Genomic DNA, 15936 nt, shown 5'->3' with positions numbered 1-15936 from the left:
AAACGCATTACCCGACGCGGTGGCATACTCGCTTGCAGAATCGTCAGGTTGGAGCGACGCCTGAAATGCGTCGGCAGAAGGAGGCAATCATGTTCAACGCCGTGATCGATGCGCCGTTCGGTAAGGTCGGCATTCGCACGGATGGGGTCGCGCTGCGCGAGGTCATCTACCTGCCGCAGATCACGCGCGCGGTCGCGCCGGATTCGCCGTTTGCCGCGCGGGTCGTCGAGCAGATCGTGCGCTATTTCGACGAGCCGGCCGCAAGCTTCGACCTGCCGCTCGCGGAGGTAGGCACGCCATTTCAGCGCCGCGTGTGGCGCGGCATCAGCGAAATTCCGCCGGGCATCGTGTGGACCTACGGCCAGCTGGCCGCGCATATTGGCAGCGTACCGCGCGCAGTGGGGCAGGCGTGCGGCTCGAACCGCTTTCCGCTCGTGATTCCATGCCATCGCGTGGTGGCGACGAACGGCATCGGCGGCTTCGCGCACACCGGCGGCGACGGCTTCTTTCGCGACGTCAAACGCTGGCTGCTCGCGCACGAGGGCGCCACCTACGCATGAGCACCGTACTCGACACGGACGAACGACAGCAGGCACTGGCCGCGTCTCCGCTGTATCTCGCGAGCGGCGCATCGATCGATGCGTTCTGCGACGCGCTGTGGCTCGAACATGGGCTGTCGCGCAACACGCTCGACGCATACCGGCGCGACCTGCGCCTCTTCGCCGAATGGCTCGCGAGCGAGCGCAACGGCTCGCTCGATACCGCGAGCGAAGCCGACCTGAACGCCTACGCGGCCGTGCGCGCGAAAGATCGCGCGACCTCGGCGAACCGGCGGCTCTCGGTATTCCGGCGCTACTACGCGTGGGCCGTGCGCGAGCATCGCACGAGCACCGACCCGACCGTGCGCATCCGCTCGGCGAAGCAGCCGCCGCGCTTTCCAAAGACGCTGACCGAAGCCCAGGTCGAGGCGCTGCTCGGCGCGCCGGATGTCGACACGCCGCTTGGTCTGCGCGACCGCACGATGCTCGAACTGATGTACGCGAGCGGGCTGCGCGTCACCGAACTCGTCACGTTGAAGACGGTCGAGGTAGGCCTGAACGAAGGTGTGGTGCGCGTGCTCGGCAAGGGTTCGAAAGAGCGGCTGATTCCGTTCGGCGAGGAAGCGCACAGCTGGATCGAGCGCTATCTGCGCAACGCGCGGCCCGCGCTGATCGGCGCACGCGCCAGCGACGCGCTGTTCGTGACGAATCGCGCCGAAGGCATGACGCGCCAGCAGTTCTGGAACATCATCAAGCGTCACGCGCTGGCGGCCGAAATTCGCGCGCCGCTCTCGCCGCATACGCTGCGGCATGCGTTCGCGACGCACCTGCTGAACCACGGCGCCGATCTGCGCGTCGTGCAGCTGCTGCTCGGCCATACCGACATCTCGACGACGCAGATCTACACGCACGTGGCGCGCGAACGTCTGAAGTCGCTGCACGCTGTGCATCATCCGCGCGGTTAGGTTTTGAGTGGCCTTGGGTCCACGCAGGTTCGCTCAGATCATCGCGCGCAGCTGGTGCTTGAGGATCTTGCCGGTGGACGCGGCCGGCAGCGCCGCAAGCGCGCGAATCTGAGCCGGCTGTTTGTACGGCGCGAGCCGCTCGCGGCACCACGCGTGCAGCGCGTCGATGCTGGCCTCACTTGCTTTCGTCGAGTCGCGCGCAGCACCCGCAAGCTCGACGAATGCGATCACTTCCTCGTTGCCTTCCACTTCGCGACCGATCACCGCCGATTGAACGACGTCCGGGTGCGCGTTCAGCACCTGCTCGACTTCGGCCGGATACACGTTGAAGCCCGAGCGGATGATCAGCTCCTTGCTGCGCCCGACGATATGCAGTGCGCCGTCCGCGTCGCGGCGCCCGAGATCGCCGGTCTTGAGCCAGCCGTCCGCGGTGACGGTGGCGTGGGTCTGCGCCGGGTTCCGGTAGTAGCCGAGCATCACGTTCGGCCCGCGCACCCATAGCTCGCCGACCTCGCCGTCGGGCACGTCGGCTGCGTCGATGCCATCGCCATAGCCCGGCGCCACGAAGCGCACCTCGATGCCCGGAATCGCCTGGCCGACCGAACAGTCGGCGCGAGGCGCGTCGAGCATCGTCTGCGCGATCGTCGGACTGCTTTCGGTCATGCCGTAGCCGTTGTGCAGCACGACGCCATAGGCCTGTTCGACGCGCGCTTTCAGCGCGGCATCGAGCGGCGAGCCGCCCGAATAGGCAAAGCGCAGATGCGGCGCGGACCACGCGAGCGCCTTCGTGTGCAGGTGGTCGAGCAGCTTCGCGTGCATCGCGGGCACGCCCTGGAAGATCGACACGCGTTCGTCGGCGAGCGCGCGCCGCACCGCCTCGGGCGCGAAGCGCGGCGCGAGCCGCAAGGTTGCGCCGGCATACAGGCTGCCAAGACAGACCGACGCGAGGCCATACACGTGCGAGATCGGCAGCACCGCATAGACGACGTCGTTGCTGCTCACTTGTCGCAGCGTGCTCGACACGGCCGCGATAAACAGCAGGTTGCGGTGCGACAGCATCACGCCTTTCGGCGCGCCCGTCGTGCCCGTCGTGTAGATCAGCGCCGCGCATTGCCGGGCGCCGTCCGCTTCGACGGGTTCGACCGCGACCGTTTCGTCGGGCAGCGATGACCATGCGCCGATGTCGATGTCCTCCGCGAGGTTGGGCGCGGGATGTGCGCCCAGTCGTGCCGCATGCTGCGCGGCATCCGGCGACGCTTCGGTCGTAAACGCAACCACGCGCGGCTGCGCGTGCGCGCGGATCGCGTCGAGTTCGGCGGCGGACAGGCGCGCGTTCGACACGAGCGCCCACGCATCGAGCTTTGCCGCGGCGAACAGCAGCACGATCTGCGCGACGCTGTTCTCCGCGACGATCATCACGCGGTCGCCGCCGCGCACGCCCCAGTCGCGCAGACGCGTTGCGGCGGCATCGACCGCCTGCGCGAGTTGCGCGTTGCTGAGGCTGCGCGCGTCTTCGATCAGCGCGACGTGCTGCGGGTCGTGCGCGGCGAGCCGCGCGGGGATGTCGGCGATGCGTGACGGCAAAGCCGCGAGCAACGCGTCGACATCGAGCGCGGCCAATCGACGATCGGCCTCGACAGATGGATTCGATCCGCTCATGAGGTACTGCCTCCTTTGCATCTGGACGCTGGTGGCGCGCTACGACCGCGGCACCGGCACGTGACGTTGCGAACGATCGTGCCATAGCCAGACAGTACGCACAATCGACCGTTCGGCCGATACCCGGCACATTGACCCGCCATTACAATGCGCCGATGAGCAAATCCAGACACGTATCCGAAACCCCGGCGACGCAACTCCTGCGGCGCCATCAGGTGCCGTTCGGCGAGCATCCGTACGATTACGTCGAGCATGGCGGCACTGAGGAATCGGCGCGGCAGCTGGGGGTCGACGAGCATCTCGTCGTCAAGACGCTGGTGATGGAAGACGAGCACGCGAAGCCGTTGATCGTGCTGATGCATGGCGACCGTACCGTCTCCACGAAGAACCTCGCGCGGCAGATCGGCGCGAAGCGCGTCGAACCGTGCAAGCCGGAAGTCGCGAACCGGCATTCCGGGTATCTCGTCGGCGGCACGTCGCCGTTCGGCACGAAGAAGGCGATGCCGGTGTACGTCGAAGCCAGCATCCTCGAACTCGAGACAATCTGGCTGAACGGCGGCCGGCGCGGCTTTCTCGTGAGCCTCGCGCCGCGTGTGCTGACCGAACTGCTCGACGCGAAGCCGGTGCAGTGCGCGAGTGTGGATTGATGTGAGTTTGATGCCAGTTTGATCCGAGCTGCGCCGCGTGCGCTCGCGCGGTGCGTACAAACCTCAGTACGGCCGCGGGCTGTCGGTTCGGTAGAATGTGCGCCGTTCCGCCCGGCGCAGCATGATGCGCGGCGGGTCGCGTCCACTGGCATTGGCCCCGCGGACGTGACGAATATCACTGTCGAAACCCGTACAAGAGTGTGCCCTGCATGGAAAACCTGATCGTCGCGGTCGTTGCCTATCTGATCGGCTCGGTGTCGTTTGCAGTGATCGTGAGCGCCGCGATGGGCCTCGCCGACCCGCGTTCGTATGGCTCGAAAAATCCCGGCGCGACCAACGTGCTGCGCAGCGGCAACAAGGTCGCCGCGATCCTGACGCTGCTCGGCGATGCGTTCAAGGGCTGGCTCGCCGTGTGGCTCACCAGCCATTTCGGTCCGCACTACGGCCTGGGTGACGGCGCGATCGCGCTGGCCGCGATCGCCGTGTTCCTTGGCCACCTGTACCCAATCTTCTTCCGTTTCAAGGGCGGCAAGGGCGTGGCGACAGCGGCCGGCGTGCTGCTCGCGATCAACCCGGTGCTGGGCATCGCGACGGCGCTGACGTGGCTCATCATCGCGTTCTTCTTCCGCTACTCGTCGCTGGCGGCGCTGGTCGCGGCCGTATTCGCGCCGCTGTTCGACGGGTTCCTGTTCGGCGCGAACATCGTCGCGCTGGCCGTGGTTGCGATGAGCGTGCTGCTGATCTGGCGGCACCGCGCAAACATTTCGAAGCTGCTCGCGGGGCAGGAGAGCCGGATCGGCGACAAGAAGAAGGGCGTGGCAGGCACGCCGGCGGCGGGCGGGAAGGCGCAGAAGTAGGCGTGGCGCGCTTATCGGAATGCGCGCGGGAAGCGCGCATGTAAGCGGCGACGCGCGGCATGCAGCCATGCGCGCCGCGCGTGCCAGCTGCCAGAGTCAGTCGCGGAAATTGTTGAAGTCGAGCGGCGTGTCCGTCACGTCCTTGCGCAGCATCGCGATCACGCCTTGCAGATCGTCGCGCTTGGCGCCGGTCACGCGCACCGCGTCGCCCTGAATGCTCGCCTGCACCTTGATCTTGCTGTCCTTCACGAGCTTGACGATCTTCTTCGCCAGGTCGCCGGAAACGCCCTTCTTCACCGTGACCGGCTGCTTCAGCTTGTCGCCGCCGATCTTCTCGATCTTGCCGTAGTCGAGAAAGCGCACGTCCACATTGCGCTTCGCGAGCTTCGACAGCAGCACGTCCTTGACCTGGCCGAGCTTGAAGTCGTCGTCGGCGAACATGGTCAGTTCGCGTTCCTTCTGCTCGACCCGCGCATCGGAGCCCTTGAAGTCGAAGCGCGTCGAGATTTCCTTGTTCGACTGCTCGATCGCGTTCTTGACTTCGATCATGTTGGCTTCGCAGACGACGTCAAACGATGGCATTGCATTCTCCCAATCTGTGCGGCGGTGACGGTGCGGCCGAGATGGCGCGCATTTCGCACTCGCTATAATCACGAACCGGCTGTCATTTTACCGACGCCCCCGCGTTTTGCCCAAGCGCGCCGCCGTCCCGAACCCCGATGTCCCTGATGTCCTCCATGTCTTCTGCGCCCGCTGTGCCTGTTTCGTCCGATCCTGCGCCCATCCGGCTGCTCGAGCGCTATCCGCTGCGCGAACACAACACCTTCGGTTTCGACGTGCACGCGCGGCTCGCCTGCCGGATCGAAAGCGAAGGGCAGCTGCTTGCGGCCATCCGCGATCCGCGGGTGGCGGGGCTCGCGCCGTTCGTGCTGGGCGGCGGCAGCAACGTCGTGCTCACACGCGACGTCGATGCGCTCGTGCTGCTGATCGCGCTGCGCGGCCGGCGCGTCGTGCGCGAGGACGACGACGCGGTCTATGTGGAAGCGGCGGCCGGGGAGAACTGGCATGAGTTCGTCGCGTGGACGCTCGCGCAAGGGCTGCCGGGGCTCGAAAATCTCGCGCTGATTCCGGGCACCGTCGGTGCGGCGCCGATCCAGAACATCGGCGCGTACGGCCTCGAGATGTGCGAGCGCTTCGCGTCGCTGCGCGCGATCGAGCTGGCCACGGGCGAGGCGGTCGAGCTCGACGCCGCCGCCTGCCGCTTCGGCTATCGCGACAGCTTCTTCAAACGGGAAGGGCGCGAGCGCTTCGTGATCACGTCGGTGACGTTCAGGTTGCCGAAAGCCTGGACGCCGCGCGCCAACTATGCGGACATCGCGCGCGAGCTGGCCGCGCGCGGCATCGACAGTGCGTCCGGCGCGGCCGTGCCGGCGCAGGCGATCTTCGATGCGGTCGTGGCGGTGCGGCGCGCGAAGCTGCCGGATCCGCTCGAACTTGGCAACGCGGGCAGCTTCTTCAAGAATCCGGTGATCGACGCAGCGCAGTTCGCGGCGCTGAAAGCCCGCGAGCCGGAGGTCGTGTCGTACCCGCAGGCCGACGGCAGCGCAAAGCTGGCGGCAGGCTGGTTGATCGATCGTTGCGGCTGGAAGGGGCGCGCGCTGGGGGCGGCGGCCGTGCACGAGCGGCAGGCGCTGGTACTTGTGAACCGGGGTGGCGCGAGCGGCGCCGACGTGCTGGAGCTGGCGGATGCGATTCGCGCCGACGTGCTGGCGCGATTCGGCGTGGAACTGGAAGCGGAGCCGGTTTGCCGTTGAGGCGCGCGGCTCCCGCTCAGTCGCTTAGTGATTGAGCCTGCCGAGCAGCAGGAACTCCATCAGTGCCTTCTGCACGTGCAGGCGGTTTTCGGCTTCATCCCACACCACGCTCTGCGGACCGTCGATCACTTCGGCGCTCACTTCCTCGCCGCGGTGCGCGGGCAGGCAGTGCATGAAGAGCGCGTCGGCGTTGGCGCGCGACATCATGTCGGCATCGACGCACCAGTCGGCGAACGCGGCCTTGCGGGCTTCGTTTTCGGCCTCGAAGCCCATGCTCGTCCAGACGTCCGTCGTGACCAGATCCGCGCCCTTGCAGGCTTCGTCCGGATCGTCGAATTCCTCGATGAACGCGCGGCTTTCCGGCGCCACCATCGCGTCGTCGAGCTTGTAGCCCGGCGGCGTGGAGATGCGCAGTTTGAAGTCGAGGATCTGCGCGGCCTCGATCCACGTGTACAGCATGTTGTTCGCGTCGCCGACCCACGCGACTGTCTTGCCGCGGATCGGCCCGCGATGCTCGTAGTACGTGAAGATGTCGGCCAGCACCTGGCACGGGTGATACTCGTTCGTCAGACCGTTGATGACCGGCACGCGCGAGTTCTCCGCGAAGCGCTGCAGGATGTCCTGGCCGAACGTGCGGATCATGATGATGTCGGTCATGCGCGAGATGACCTGCGCCGCGTCTTCGATCGGCTCGCCGCGGCCGAGCTGCGTGTCGCGCGTGTTCATGAACACCGCATGCCCGCCGAGCTGGAAGATACCCGCTTCGAACGACAGGCGCGTACGCGTCGAGTTTTTCTCGAAGATCATCGCGAGCGTGCGATCGTGCAGCGGATGGTACGTCTCGTAGTTCTTGAACTTGCGCTTCAGGATGCGCGCGCGTTCGAGCACGTAGTCGTAGTCGTCCAGCGAGAAGTCCTTGAACTGCAGGTAGTGGCGGATGTTTTTGGCGGTCATAAAACAAAATACGGCGGTCTTACCCGGCCAGGAGGGCCGGCAGCGCCGCCGTCGTTTGTGGTAACTCATCGCAGCATAAAGGATTTCGGCACGTTTGACGAGCGAGCCCGGCGGGCTGGCAGTCCGCTTGCGCCGCTGCTGTCGCGCCACGCGAAGGCACGGCTGGCGGGGCCTCGGGCGGCGGCGGGCGAGGGCGGCGCGGGCTTTGTGTGCAGTGCGGAAAAAGCCCGGTTGCGCTATAATCTTGGAGTTTTCTCAAGCCCGACTGAAGCGCATCAGAACTTGCCTTCCGGTCGCGGCCGGGCGAGGTCCGAGGTCCATGCGGCGGCGTCCATTCGGCGACCGCGCGCCGAAGCGTCATCCGGCAGGTGCATGATGCGCAGACGGACCGCGCGTCGCTCTGGTTCACGCAGGTCTTGCGCACCCGCGCCGGGTTCTTGCCGCGCAGTCACACAGGTATTCCTACATGGCCGAAACTCCTCCAACCGAATACTTCATCCAGGGCATCACGTCAGCCGGCAAGACCTTCCGGCCGAGCGACTGGTCGGAACGGCTGGCAGGCGTCATGTCGAATTTCGGTCCGAAGGCCAAAGGGCCGAACGCGCGGCTGCAGTACTCGATCTACGTGCGTCCCACGCTGATCGGCAACATGCGCTGCGTGATTCTCGATTCCCGGCTGCGCGATATCGAGCCGATGGCTTTCGACTTCGTGATGAACTTCGCGAAGGACAACGACCTCGTAGTGAGCGAAGCGTGCGAACTGGTGATTCACCACCCGCACCTGGCGCAGCAGGAAAAGACCCGCTGATCAGTCCGCCACAGCCATCCGAGCAGCCAATACCCGCCGCGAGCGGGTTTTTTTACGTCCGCGCTCCCCCACAACCCGCCGCGGAAAACAAAAAAGCCCGCCGAAGCGGGCTTTAATGATTGCAGCGGAAACAGGAGGTAGCCCGCCGTGGCGGGCCGACCGGATTTACTGCGCTGCCGGTGCTGCGAGGCCCTTGATGGCCGCAGCGAGGCGGCTCTTATGGCGAGCAGCCTTGTTCTTGTGAACGATTTTCTTGTCGGCGATGATGTCGAGCGTCTTCGCCGATGCCTTGAAGATTTCAGCGGCTTGAGCGTGGTCGCCGGCTTCGATTGCCTTGCGAACTGCCTTGACAGCCGTGCGGTACTTCGAGCGCAGCGCCGAGTTATGCGAGTTCGCCTTGGCGGCCTGACGTGCGCGCTTGCGTGCTTGTGCGGTGTTAGCCATGAAGGTTCCTTATCCTGTTCCTGTTTCCAGAGCCCGACGATAGAAGGGCGGGCGCTGCTTTTTGATCCAGCCGCCGGGAGCGATTGCCCGATGGCGCAAACAATCTGGACTGCCTGAAACTGCCGATGCCGCCTGGTTTTGCTGCTCATTTTGCCAATGAACGGGCATTGAACCAGCGGCGCTCAAGGCTATCCGGAGCTTGAGTGAGCTTCGAAACCGGCGATTATAGCAACAAAATCAGGCACGTGGCAATTGCTATGCGGTTGTGCGCCGCGGGCCGGGCCGGCAAAGCTGTCGGGAAGCGGGCCAGGAAGCGGGCCCGGCCGCGGGCTGAACGGCGGGTCGGGCAGCGGTTCGGAGCCGGCTGAGCGCCGGCGGGAAATTTCGAACGCCGGCGACGGAATCCTGTCCGACACGGGCTTCACCAGTCTGCATTCGCCGGACCTTCGGCACCCGTATAATAAGCGCCCCATGAATCTATTCCGAGCCCTGCTGACGGTCAGCGGCTTCACGCTGCTGTCGCGCGTGACCGGACTGGCCCGCGAGACGCTGATCGCCCGTGCGTTCGGCGCCAGCCAATACACCGACGCGTTCTACGTCGCGTTCCGCATTCCCAACCTGCTGCGCCGCATTTCGGCCGAAGGCGCGTTTTCGCAGGCGTTCGTGCCGATCCTCGCCGAATTCAAGAACCAGCAGGGCCACGACGCCACGAAGGCGCTCGTCGACGCCACCTCCACGGTGCTCGCGTGGGCGCTCGCCGTGCTGTCGCTGCTGGGCATCGCGGGCGCGTCGTGGGTGGTGTGGGTGATCGCCGGCGGGCTGCGTTCCGACGGCCAGGCGTTCCCGCTCGCCGTGCACATGACGCGCATCATGTTCCCGTACATCGTGTTCATCTCGCTGACGTCGCTGGCGTCGGGCGTGCTCAACACGTACAAGAACTTCTCGATGCCCGCGTTCGCGCCGGTGCTGCTGAACGTCGCGTTCATCATCGCGGCGGTGTTCGTCGCGCCGCACGTGAAGCAGCCGGTGCTCGCGCTCGCGTGGGCGGTGATCGCGGGCGGCGTGCTGCAGTTCGCGGTGCAGCTGCCCGCGCTGAAGAAGATCGACATGATTCCGCGCTTCGGTCTCGACCCCGCGCGGGCGCTCGCGCATCGCGGCGTGAAGCGCGTGCTCGCGAAGATGGTGCCGTCGATGTTCGCCGTGTCGGTCGCGCAGATCAGCCTCATCATCAACACCAACATCGCGTCGCACATCGGGCCGGGCGCGGTGTCTTGGATCAACTACGCCGATCGCCTGATGGAATTCCCCACCGCGCTGCTCGGTGTCGCGCTCGGCACGATCCTGCTGCCGAGCCTGTCGCGCGCGCACGTCGACGCGGACCCGCACGAGTATTCGAGCCTGCTCGACTGGGGGCTGCGCGTCACGTTCCTGCTCGCGGCGCCGAGCGCGATCGCGCTGTTCTTCTTCGCCGAGCCGCTCACCGCGACGCTGTTCCACTACGGCCGTTTCACCGGCGAAGCCGTCGTGATGGTGAGCCGCGCGCTCTCCGCGTACGGCGTCGGGCTGATCGGCCTGATCCTGATCAAGATCCTCGCGCCGGGTTTCTACGCGAAGCAGGACATCAAGACGCCGGTGAAGATCGCGGTCGGCGTGCTGATCGTCACGCAGATCTGCAACTATATTTTCGTGCCGATCTTCGCGCATGCGGGCCTCACGCTCAGCATCGGGCTTGGATCGTGCGTCAATGCAAGCTTGCTGTTCGTGATGCTGCGCAAGCGCGGCATCTACATGCCCTCGGCCGGATGGACGAAATTCGTGATCCAGCTCGGCGGCGCGTGCCTCGTGCTCGCAGGTGTGATGCACTGGTTCGCGACGAGCTTTGACTGGATCGGGCTGCACAGCCAGCCGCTCGCGCGCATCGCGCTGCTCGCGGCCTGTCTGGTGCTGTTTGCTGCGCTATATTTCGGTATGCTGTGGCTGATGGGGTTCAAGTACACCTACTTCAAGAGACGGGTGAAGTGACGCGATGACGCGGGTTCTCGACTATTTCAGCGCGCTCGTTGCCGAAGACGACGGCCTGCCGTTGACCGAAACGGCGCTGTCGCTCGCGCAGGACGCCTATCCCGACGTCGATCTGCAGGCAACGCTGGCGGAGATCGACGAACTCGTCGTGCGTCTGAAGCGCCGCATGCCCGAAGAGGTCGACCTGATGCAGAAGGTCGGCATCATGAACCGGTTCTTTTTTCGCGAACTCGGTTTTGCGGGCAACGTGAACGACTACTACGACCCGGACAACAGCCACCTGAACATCGTGCTGAAGCGCCGCCGCGGCATTCCGATTTCGCTCGCGGTGCTGTATCTGGAAATGGCCGAGCAGGTCGGCATTCCGGCGCGCGGCGTGTCGTTTCCGGGGCACTTCCTGCTGCGCGTCACCACGCCCGAAGGCGAGGTGATGCTCGATCCGACCAACGGCAAGTCGCTCTCCGAACCCGAGATGGTCGAGATGCTGGAGCCGTTCGTCACGAGCGCCGGCGACTCGATCAGCCGCGCGCTGCGCATGCTGCTGCAGCCCGCCACCCAGCGCGAGGTCATCGCGCGGATGCTCGGCAACCTGAAGAGCATCTATCTGCAGACCGAACGCTGGCAGCGGCTGCTCGCCGTGCAGGAGCGGCTCGTGATCCTGCTGCCCCAAAGCATCGAGGAAGTACGCGACCGCGGCTTTGCCTATGCGCGGCTCGATTATCTGCGTCCCGCGCTCGAAGACCTCGAGCGGTACCTCGGCGATCGCCCGGATGCGGACGATGCCACCGTCGTCGAATCGCAGCTGCACGAACTGCGGCAACGCACGCAGCACGACGATCGCGACTGAGCGCTCGCTGCAAAGATCAATCGCAAAACACAACGCCCGCAACGCACGATGAGTGCATTGCGGGCGTTGTCTTTCCAGCTGACGTCAGCCGGTGGTCAGCTCGGCACGCTTACTTCGGCTGCATCCGGATCGCGCCATCCAGACGGATCACTTCGCCGTTGAGCATCGGATTCTCGATGATCTGCCGCGCCAGCATCGCGTATTCGGCGGGCTTGCCGAGGCGCGGCGGGAACGGAACCATCGCGCCGAGCGCGTCCTGCACCTCCTGCGGCATGCCGAGCAGCATCGGCGTTTCGAAGATGCCCGGTGCGATCGTCATCACGCGGATCGCGTTGCGCGCGAGGTCGCGCGCGACCGGCAGCGTCATGCCCGCGACGCCCGCCTTCGATGCCGCGTAGGCCGCCTGGCCGATCTGCCCGTCGAACGCGGCGACCGATGCCGTGTTGATCACCACGCCACGTTCGCCGAGCGCGTTCGGCTCGTTCTTCGACATCGCCGCCGCCGCGAGCCGCAGCGTGTTGAACGTGCCGATCAGGTTGATCGCGACGACCTTCGAGAAGGCGTCGAGCGGATGCGGACCGTCCTTGCCGACCGTCTTCACCGCGGGCGCGACGCCCGCACAGTTGATGAGGCCGCGCAGCGTGCCGAGCTTCACCGCGGCATCGACCGCGGCGACGGCGTCGTCTTCGCGCGTGACGTCGCACTTGACGAACACGCCGCCGAGTTCCTTCGCGAGCGCGTTGCCGGCCGCTTCGTTGAGGTCGGCCAGCGCGACCTTGCCGCCGTGTTCGACGATCATGCGCGCGGTCGCGGCGCCGAGGCCGGACGCGCCGCCCGTGATCAGAAAGGCGTTGTCGCGAATCTCCATGTTTTCTCCTTGGCAGAACAGATGTCGATCGTCGATTGTAACGGCTCGATAATCCCCTCGCGCTAAATCGAACGGTCGTGCCGAAGACGGGCGCGGCTAGCGAGGAGGACCGCCAGGTAGTCCCAACCGAATCGCGGCGAAAAAAACAAACCCCGCCGACGCTTGCGCGCGGGCGGGGTGCTGTCCTTCCAGGTGCCGGTGCTGGCGAAAAAGCGGGCCGCTTACTTCAGCGCATCGAACACGCGGGACCGGATTTCGTCGACGGTGCCGAGGCCGGAGATTGCGCGGTACTGCGGCGCTTCCAGGCCATTTTCGCTGCCGCGCTTCGCCCAGCCGTTGTAGTAGTCGATCAGCGGCTTGGTTTGCGCGACGTACACATCGAGACGCTTGCGCACCGTCTCTTCCTTGTCGTCGTCGCGCTGGATCAGCGGTTCGCCCGTCACGTCGTCCACACCCTCGACCTTTGGCGGATTGAACTTCACGTGGTATGTGCGGCCCGATGCAGCGTGTACGCGGCGACCGCTCATCCGCACGATGATCTCGTCGAACGGCACGTCGATCTCGAGCACGTAGTCGATCGCGACGCCGGCTTCCTTCATCGCTTCCGCCTGCGGAAGCGTGCGCGGGAAACCGTCGAACAGATAGCCGTTCGCGCAGTCCGGCTGCTGCAGGCGCTCCTTCACCAGGTTGATGATCAGATCGTCCGTGACCAGTTCGCCCGCGTCCATGTAACGCTTCGCTTCAATGCCGAGCGGCGTGCCGGCCTTGACGGCCGCGCGCAGCATGTCGCCGGTGGAAATCTGCGGGATGCCGAACTTTTCCTTGATGAAGTTTGCCTGAGTGCCCTTGCCCGCCCCGGGGGCGCCCAACAGGATCAAACGCATGTGATATCTCCAGATCTATGTGAATGCTGTTGCGTCGCTGCGCCTTCGGGCGCTTGCGCACGCTTCGTTCTGCCGGGCGTGGTGGACACAGCGAGCCTCGCGCTGCACATCGTGGCGACGGCGCAGCAAGACAGGCGGTATGACGGACGGACGAGGCAAAACGGGAAACTGTGCCGGCGAGCCCATTCGACTGGCCGTTCGGCCGGCCGCGCATCGCGTTTCGCGACGGTTCGCGGCCAGGCGACGGCGTGGCTCATCGGACCTGTTGCGCGTAACAAAAGCGCAATGGACCGCCCGATTATGCCATGGGTTTTTACGCCGACGACCCGAAAAGCTTGCGTACCCGCGCCAGATCGGCTGGCGTGTCGACGCCGGGCAGCGGCGCATCGCGCGTGATCAGCACGGCGATCCGCTCGCCATGCCACATCGCGCGCAACTGTTCGAGCGCTTCGCTCTGCTCGATCGGCGATTGCGCAAGCGTCGGATAGGTGCGCAGAAAACGCGCGCGATACGCGTACAGACCGATGTGCCGGTAGACCGCGGTCGGCGCCGCCGGCGCGGGCATCGCCGCGACGTCGGGCCAGTGCGGCTGGTACGCATCGCGCGCCCATGGAATCGGCGCGCGCGAGAAGTACAGCGCGACGCCGCGCGCATCGGGCACGACCTTCACGACGTTCGGGTTGAAGATCTCGGCGGGATCGGTGATTGGATGCGCGGCGGTGGCGATCGCGCAGCCCTCGCGCGCCGCGAGATGCGACGCAACGTCGCGCACGAGCGACGGGTCGATCAGCGGCTCGTCGCCCTGCACGTTGACGACGATCGTGTCGTCGCTCCAGCCGTAGCGCATCGCCACTTCGGCGAGCCGGTCGGTGCCGGACGGATGGTCCTCGCGCGTCAGCACCGCTTCGAAGCCGTGCGCGATGGCGGCGTCGAGCACCGCCTGCGCGTCCGACGCGATCAGCACCTGCTGCGCGCCCGATTCGCGCGCGCGTTCGGCGACGCGCACGACCATCGGCTTGCCGCCGATGTCGGCGAGCGGCTTGTTCGGCAGACGGGTCGACGCGAGCCGCGCGGGCACGACGGCGACGAAAGGAGGAGCAGGGTGACGGGCGATGTCGCTCATGGAACGGCGTGCGAGGAAAAGGTGTTGCGCGCCGGCTCAAGCGGCGCACGGACGGGATGCTTCGGTTCGAGCAGAACGTCGTGCCAGGCACGCCGCCACGCCCCGTGCGATCAACTGCCCGACGGATTGATCGGCTCGACCGGCGTACCTTCCACCGTCTGGCGCGCTTCGTCCACGAGCATCACCGGGATGCCGTCGCGGATCGGATAGGCGAGCTTGTCCGCGTTGCAGATCAGCTCCTGCGCGGCGCGGTCATAGCTGAGCGGGCCCTTGCAGATCGGGCAGACAAGAATTTCAAGCAGGCGAGCGTCCACGAACTTTCTCCACGACCAGGTCTACGAGGCGATGATCGAGCGCGGCTTCGACCGGTACGGCCCAGATCCGCGCGTCGTGCCAGGCCCCTAATTTTACCGCATCCTTTTCGGTGATCAGGATCGCGTCCGCATCGGCATCGGCGAACGGATTCGAGCTATATGCATAGTGATCGGGCAGCGCGCGCGTGACCGGAGCGAGGCCGGCCGCGCGCAGCGTCGCGAAGAAGCGCTCCGGCGCGCCGATGCCGGCGGCCGCCATCACGCGTTCGCCCGCGAACTGCGCGAGCGGGCGGCGCAGCGTCGGATTGTCCAGATGCCATGCATCGCCGGGCTTGAGCGCGAGCGCGAAGGTGTTCGGCCACGGCGGCAGCATGCGCGAGTACGGATCGTTGATCAGCGTCGCGTCGCGATGGCGCGACATCGGTTCGCGCAGCGGCCCAGCGGGCAGCAGGAAACCGTTGCCGCCCAGCCGGTGATCGAACACGACCACTTCGGCATCGCGCTGCATCCGGTAGTGCTGCAGGCCGTCGTCGCTGACGATCACGTCGACGTCGCGGTGCGCGCTGCACAGCGCGCGCGCTGCGGCGACGCGGTCGGGACAGACCCACACCGGCGCGCTGGTGCGGCGCGCGATCAGCAGCGGCTCGTCGCCCGCCTGCGCCGCCGACGAAGCCGGCGTGACCGCAACCGGACGCGTCACTTTGGCGCCGTAGCCGCGCGACACCACACCGGGCGCGAAGCCGGCGGTGCGCAGCGCTTCGACCAGCGCGATCACCGTCGGTGTCTTGCCGGTGCCGCCCACCGTCACGTTGCCGACCACGACGACCGGCACCGGGACCCGCTCGCTCGCAAGCCAGCCGCGCGCGAACGCGGTGCGGCGCGCGGCGGCCACGGCGCCGAACACTATCGCGAACGGACTGAGCGCCCACGCGAACGGTCCGCGTTGCTGCCACTCGCGGGCAAGACGGCTTTCGATCTGGCTGCTGATGTTGCTCATGTCGAAGGAAAAAGGCACGACGGAAAAGACGCTGCTTTGATGCTGTTCTTGCGCGCCGTTTTTGCGCGAGGTTCTCACGCGCTGCTTTCACGGTCGGCGGCGATGCTTCGCACGAGGCAAAGACGGCGCGTTGCCGAACCCGCCACTCTAACGCGCGACGCGAGCGCGCCGCAAGTCGCGACCCCGGCGAGAAG

17 protein-coding genes are annotated in these 15936 nt (G+C 66.2%); 8 read left to right on the top strand and 9 right to left on the bottom strand.

What is annotated here, in order from left to right; genetic code table 11:
• Positions 1-89 precede the first annotated feature (89 nt).
• Positions 90-560 (top strand): methylated-DNA--[protein]-cysteine S-methyltransferase, encoded by a 471-nt coding sequence (locus DVS29_RS06745; protein WP_118179633.1) that lies wholly within the window; start codon positions 90-92, stop codon positions 558-560.
• Entirely contained in the window at positions 557-1504 is a 948-nt protein-coding gene (gene xerD / locus DVS29_RS06740) for a site-specific tyrosine recombinase XerD (protein WP_118179632.1), read from the top strand. Before DVS29_RS06745 ends, xerD begins: the two co-directional genes overlap by 4 nt.
• 33 nt (positions 1505-1537) lie before the next feature.
• Here the strand turns inward: xerD and DVS29_RS06735 are convergent, their stop codons facing one another.
• Positions 1538-3163 carry a class I adenylate-forming enzyme family protein gene (locus DVS29_RS06735; protein WP_118179631.1) on the bottom strand — a complete coding sequence of 542 codons (1626 nt, stop codon included), beginning with the start codon at positions 3161-3163 and terminating at the stop codon, positions 1538-1540.
• 155 nt (positions 3164-3318) lie between these two features.
• Between DVS29_RS06735 and ybaK the strand changes: the two genes are divergently transcribed.
• Together ybaK and plsY are read left to right on the top strand one after the other, a co-directional pair.
• Positions 3319-3810, top strand: coding sequence for a Cys-tRNA(Pro) deacylase (gene ybaK / locus DVS29_RS06730; protein ID WP_118179630.1), 492 nt, complete (start codon positions 3319-3321; stop codon positions 3808-3810).
• 209 nt (positions 3811-4019) lie between these two features.
• Positions 4020-4667 carry a glycerol-3-phosphate 1-O-acyltransferase PlsY gene (plsY, locus tag DVS29_RS06725; protein ID WP_118179629.1) on the top strand — a complete coding sequence of 216 codons (648 nt, stop codon included), beginning with the start codon at positions 4020-4022 and terminating at the stop codon, positions 4665-4667.
• Between the two features lie 96 nt (positions 4668-4763).
• Here plsY and DVS29_RS06720 read toward each other — a convergent pair whose 3' ends face one another.
• Positions 4764-5249, bottom strand: a complete 486-nt coding sequence (locus DVS29_RS06720; RefSeq protein ID WP_118179628.1) for a YajQ family cyclic di-GMP-binding protein — start codon at positions 5247-5249, stop codon at positions 4764-4766.
• 155 nt (positions 5250-5404) lie between these two features.
• Here DVS29_RS06720 and murB point away from each other — a divergent pair, with 155 nt between their 5' ends.
• Positions 5405-6481 (top strand): UDP-N-acetylmuramate dehydrogenase, encoded by a 1077-nt coding sequence (gene murB / locus DVS29_RS06715; RefSeq protein ID WP_118179627.1) that lies wholly within the window; start codon positions 5405-5407, stop codon positions 6479-6481.
• Positions 6482-6505: 24 nt separating this feature from the next.
• Here murB and argF read toward each other — a convergent pair whose 3' ends face one another.
• Positions 6506-7435, bottom strand: a complete 930-nt coding sequence (gene argF, locus DVS29_RS06710; RefSeq protein WP_118179626.1) for an ornithine carbamoyltransferase — start codon at positions 7433-7435, stop codon at positions 6506-6508.
• A gap of 466 nt (positions 7436-7901) precedes the next feature.
• Between argF and DVS29_RS06705 the strand changes: the two genes are divergently transcribed.
• Positions 7902-8243 (top strand): DUF3579 domain-containing protein, encoded by a 342-nt coding sequence (locus DVS29_RS06705; RefSeq protein ID WP_118179625.1) that lies wholly within the window; start codon positions 7902-7904, stop codon positions 8241-8243.
• Between the two features lie 165 nt (positions 8244-8408).
• Here DVS29_RS06705 and rpsT read toward each other — a convergent pair whose 3' ends face one another.
• Positions 8409-8687 (bottom strand): 30S ribosomal protein S20, encoded by a 279-nt coding sequence (rpsT, locus tag DVS29_RS06700; RefSeq protein WP_118179624.1) that lies wholly within the window; start codon positions 8685-8687, stop codon positions 8409-8411.
• 471 nt (positions 8688-9158) lie between these two features.
• Between rpsT and murJ the strand changes: the two genes are divergently transcribed.
• A complete protein-coding gene (gene murJ, locus DVS29_RS06695; protein ID WP_118179623.1) occupies positions 9159-10709 on the top strand; it encodes a murein biosynthesis integral membrane protein MurJ in 1551 nt (516 codons plus the stop codon).
• A gap of 4 nt (positions 10710-10713) precedes the next feature.
• On the top strand, positions 10714-11556 hold the full coding sequence (locus DVS29_RS06690; protein WP_118179622.1) for a SirB1 family protein: 843 nt from the start codon (positions 10714-10716) through the stop codon (positions 11554-11556).
• Between the two features lie 109 nt (positions 11557-11665).
• Here DVS29_RS06690 and DVS29_RS06685 read toward each other — a convergent pair whose 3' ends face one another.
• From DVS29_RS06685 to lpxK, 5 genes are all read right to left on the bottom strand, one after another.
• Entirely contained in the window at positions 11666-12424 is a 759-nt protein-coding gene (locus DVS29_RS06685) for a 3-hydroxyacyl-CoA dehydrogenase (RefSeq protein WP_118179621.1), read from the bottom strand.
• A gap of 221 nt (positions 12425-12645) precedes the next feature.
• Complete coding sequence (adk, locus tag DVS29_RS06680) at positions 12646-13308, bottom strand: adenylate kinase (RefSeq protein ID WP_118179620.1); 663 nt, start codon at positions 13306-13308, stop codon at positions 12646-12648.
• A 313-nt stretch (positions 13309-13621) separates the two neighbouring features.
• Positions 13622-14431, bottom strand: a complete 810-nt coding sequence (gene kdsB, locus DVS29_RS06675) for a 3-deoxy-manno-octulosonate cytidylyltransferase (RefSeq protein ID WP_118179619.1) — start codon at positions 14429-14431, stop codon at positions 13622-13624.
• 110 nt (positions 14432-14541) lie between these two features.
• The gene (locus DVS29_RS06670) at positions 14542-14745 is read right to left on the bottom strand and encodes a Trm112 family protein (protein WP_118179618.1); all 204 of its coding nucleotides are present in this window, start codon (positions 14743-14745) and stop codon (positions 14542-14544) included.
• Complete coding sequence (gene lpxK, locus DVS29_RS06665; RefSeq protein ID WP_118179704.1) at positions 14726-15742, bottom strand: tetraacyldisaccharide 4'-kinase; 1017 nt, start codon at positions 15740-15742, stop codon at positions 14726-14728. The genes DVS29_RS06670 and lpxK overlap by 20 nt, the downstream gene beginning before the upstream one ends.
• Positions 15743-15936: the final 194 nt, after the last annotated feature.

Source organism: Paraburkholderia phosphatilytica, assembly GCF_003443895.1.
GTDB lineage: Bacteria > Pseudomonadota > Gammaproteobacteria > Burkholderiales > Burkholderiaceae > Paraburkholderia > Paraburkholderia phosphatilytica.
Note: the sequence above shows the minus strand (reverse complement) of the source record. Positions and strands in the feature narration are given on the sequence as shown.

Coding starts and splice junctions, on each gene's coding strand:
- DVS29_RS06745 (WP_118179633.1), top strand. CDS start 90: ATGTTCAACGCCGTGATCGATGCGCCGTTCGGTAAGGTCGGCATTCGC.
- xerD (WP_118179632.1), top strand. CDS start 557: ATGAGCACCGTACTCGACACGGACGAACGACAGCAGGCACTGGCCGCG.
- DVS29_RS06735 (WP_118179631.1), bottom strand. CDS start 3,163: ATGAGCGGATCGAATCCATCTGTCGAGGCCGATCGTCGATTGGCCGCG.
- ybaK (WP_118179630.1), top strand. CDS start 3,319: ATGAGCAAATCCAGACACGTATCCGAAACCCCGGCGACGCAACTCCTG.
- plsY (WP_118179629.1), top strand. CDS start 4,020: ATGGAAAACCTGATCGTCGCGGTCGTTGCCTATCTGATCGGCTCGGTG.
- DVS29_RS06720 (WP_118179628.1), bottom strand. CDS start 5,249: ATGCCATCGTTTGACGTCGTCTGCGAAGCCAACATGATCGAAGTCAAG.
- murB (WP_118179627.1), top strand. CDS start 5,405: ATGTCTTCTGCGCCCGCTGTGCCTGTTTCGTCCGATCCTGCGCCCATC.
- argF (WP_118179626.1), bottom strand. CDS start 7,435: ATGACCGCCAAAAACATCCGCCACTACCTGCAGTTCAAGGACTTCTCG.
- DVS29_RS06705 (WP_118179625.1), top strand. CDS start 7,902: ATGGCCGAAACTCCTCCAACCGAATACTTCATCCAGGGCATCACGTCA.
- rpsT (WP_118179624.1), bottom strand. CDS start 8,687: ATGGCTAACACCGCACAAGCACGCAAGCGCGCACGTCAGGCCGCCAAG.
- murJ (WP_118179623.1), top strand. CDS start 9,159: ATGAATCTATTCCGAGCCCTGCTGACGGTCAGCGGCTTCACGCTGCTG.
- DVS29_RS06690 (WP_118179622.1), top strand. CDS start 10,714: ATGACGCGGGTTCTCGACTATTTCAGCGCGCTCGTTGCCGAAGACGAC.
- DVS29_RS06685 (WP_118179621.1), bottom strand. CDS start 12,424: ATGGAGATTCGCGACAACGCCTTTCTGATCACGGGCGGCGCGTCCGGC.
- adk (WP_118179620.1), bottom strand. CDS start 13,308: ATGCGTTTGATCCTGTTGGGCGCCCCCGGGGCGGGCAAGGGCACTCAG.
- kdsB (WP_118179619.1), bottom strand. CDS start 14,431: ATGAGCGACATCGCCCGTCACCCTGCTCCTCCTTTCGTCGCCGTCGTG.
- lpxK (WP_118179704.1), bottom strand. CDS start 15,742: ATGAGCAACATCAGCAGCCAGATCGAAAGCCGTCTTGCCCGCGAGTGG.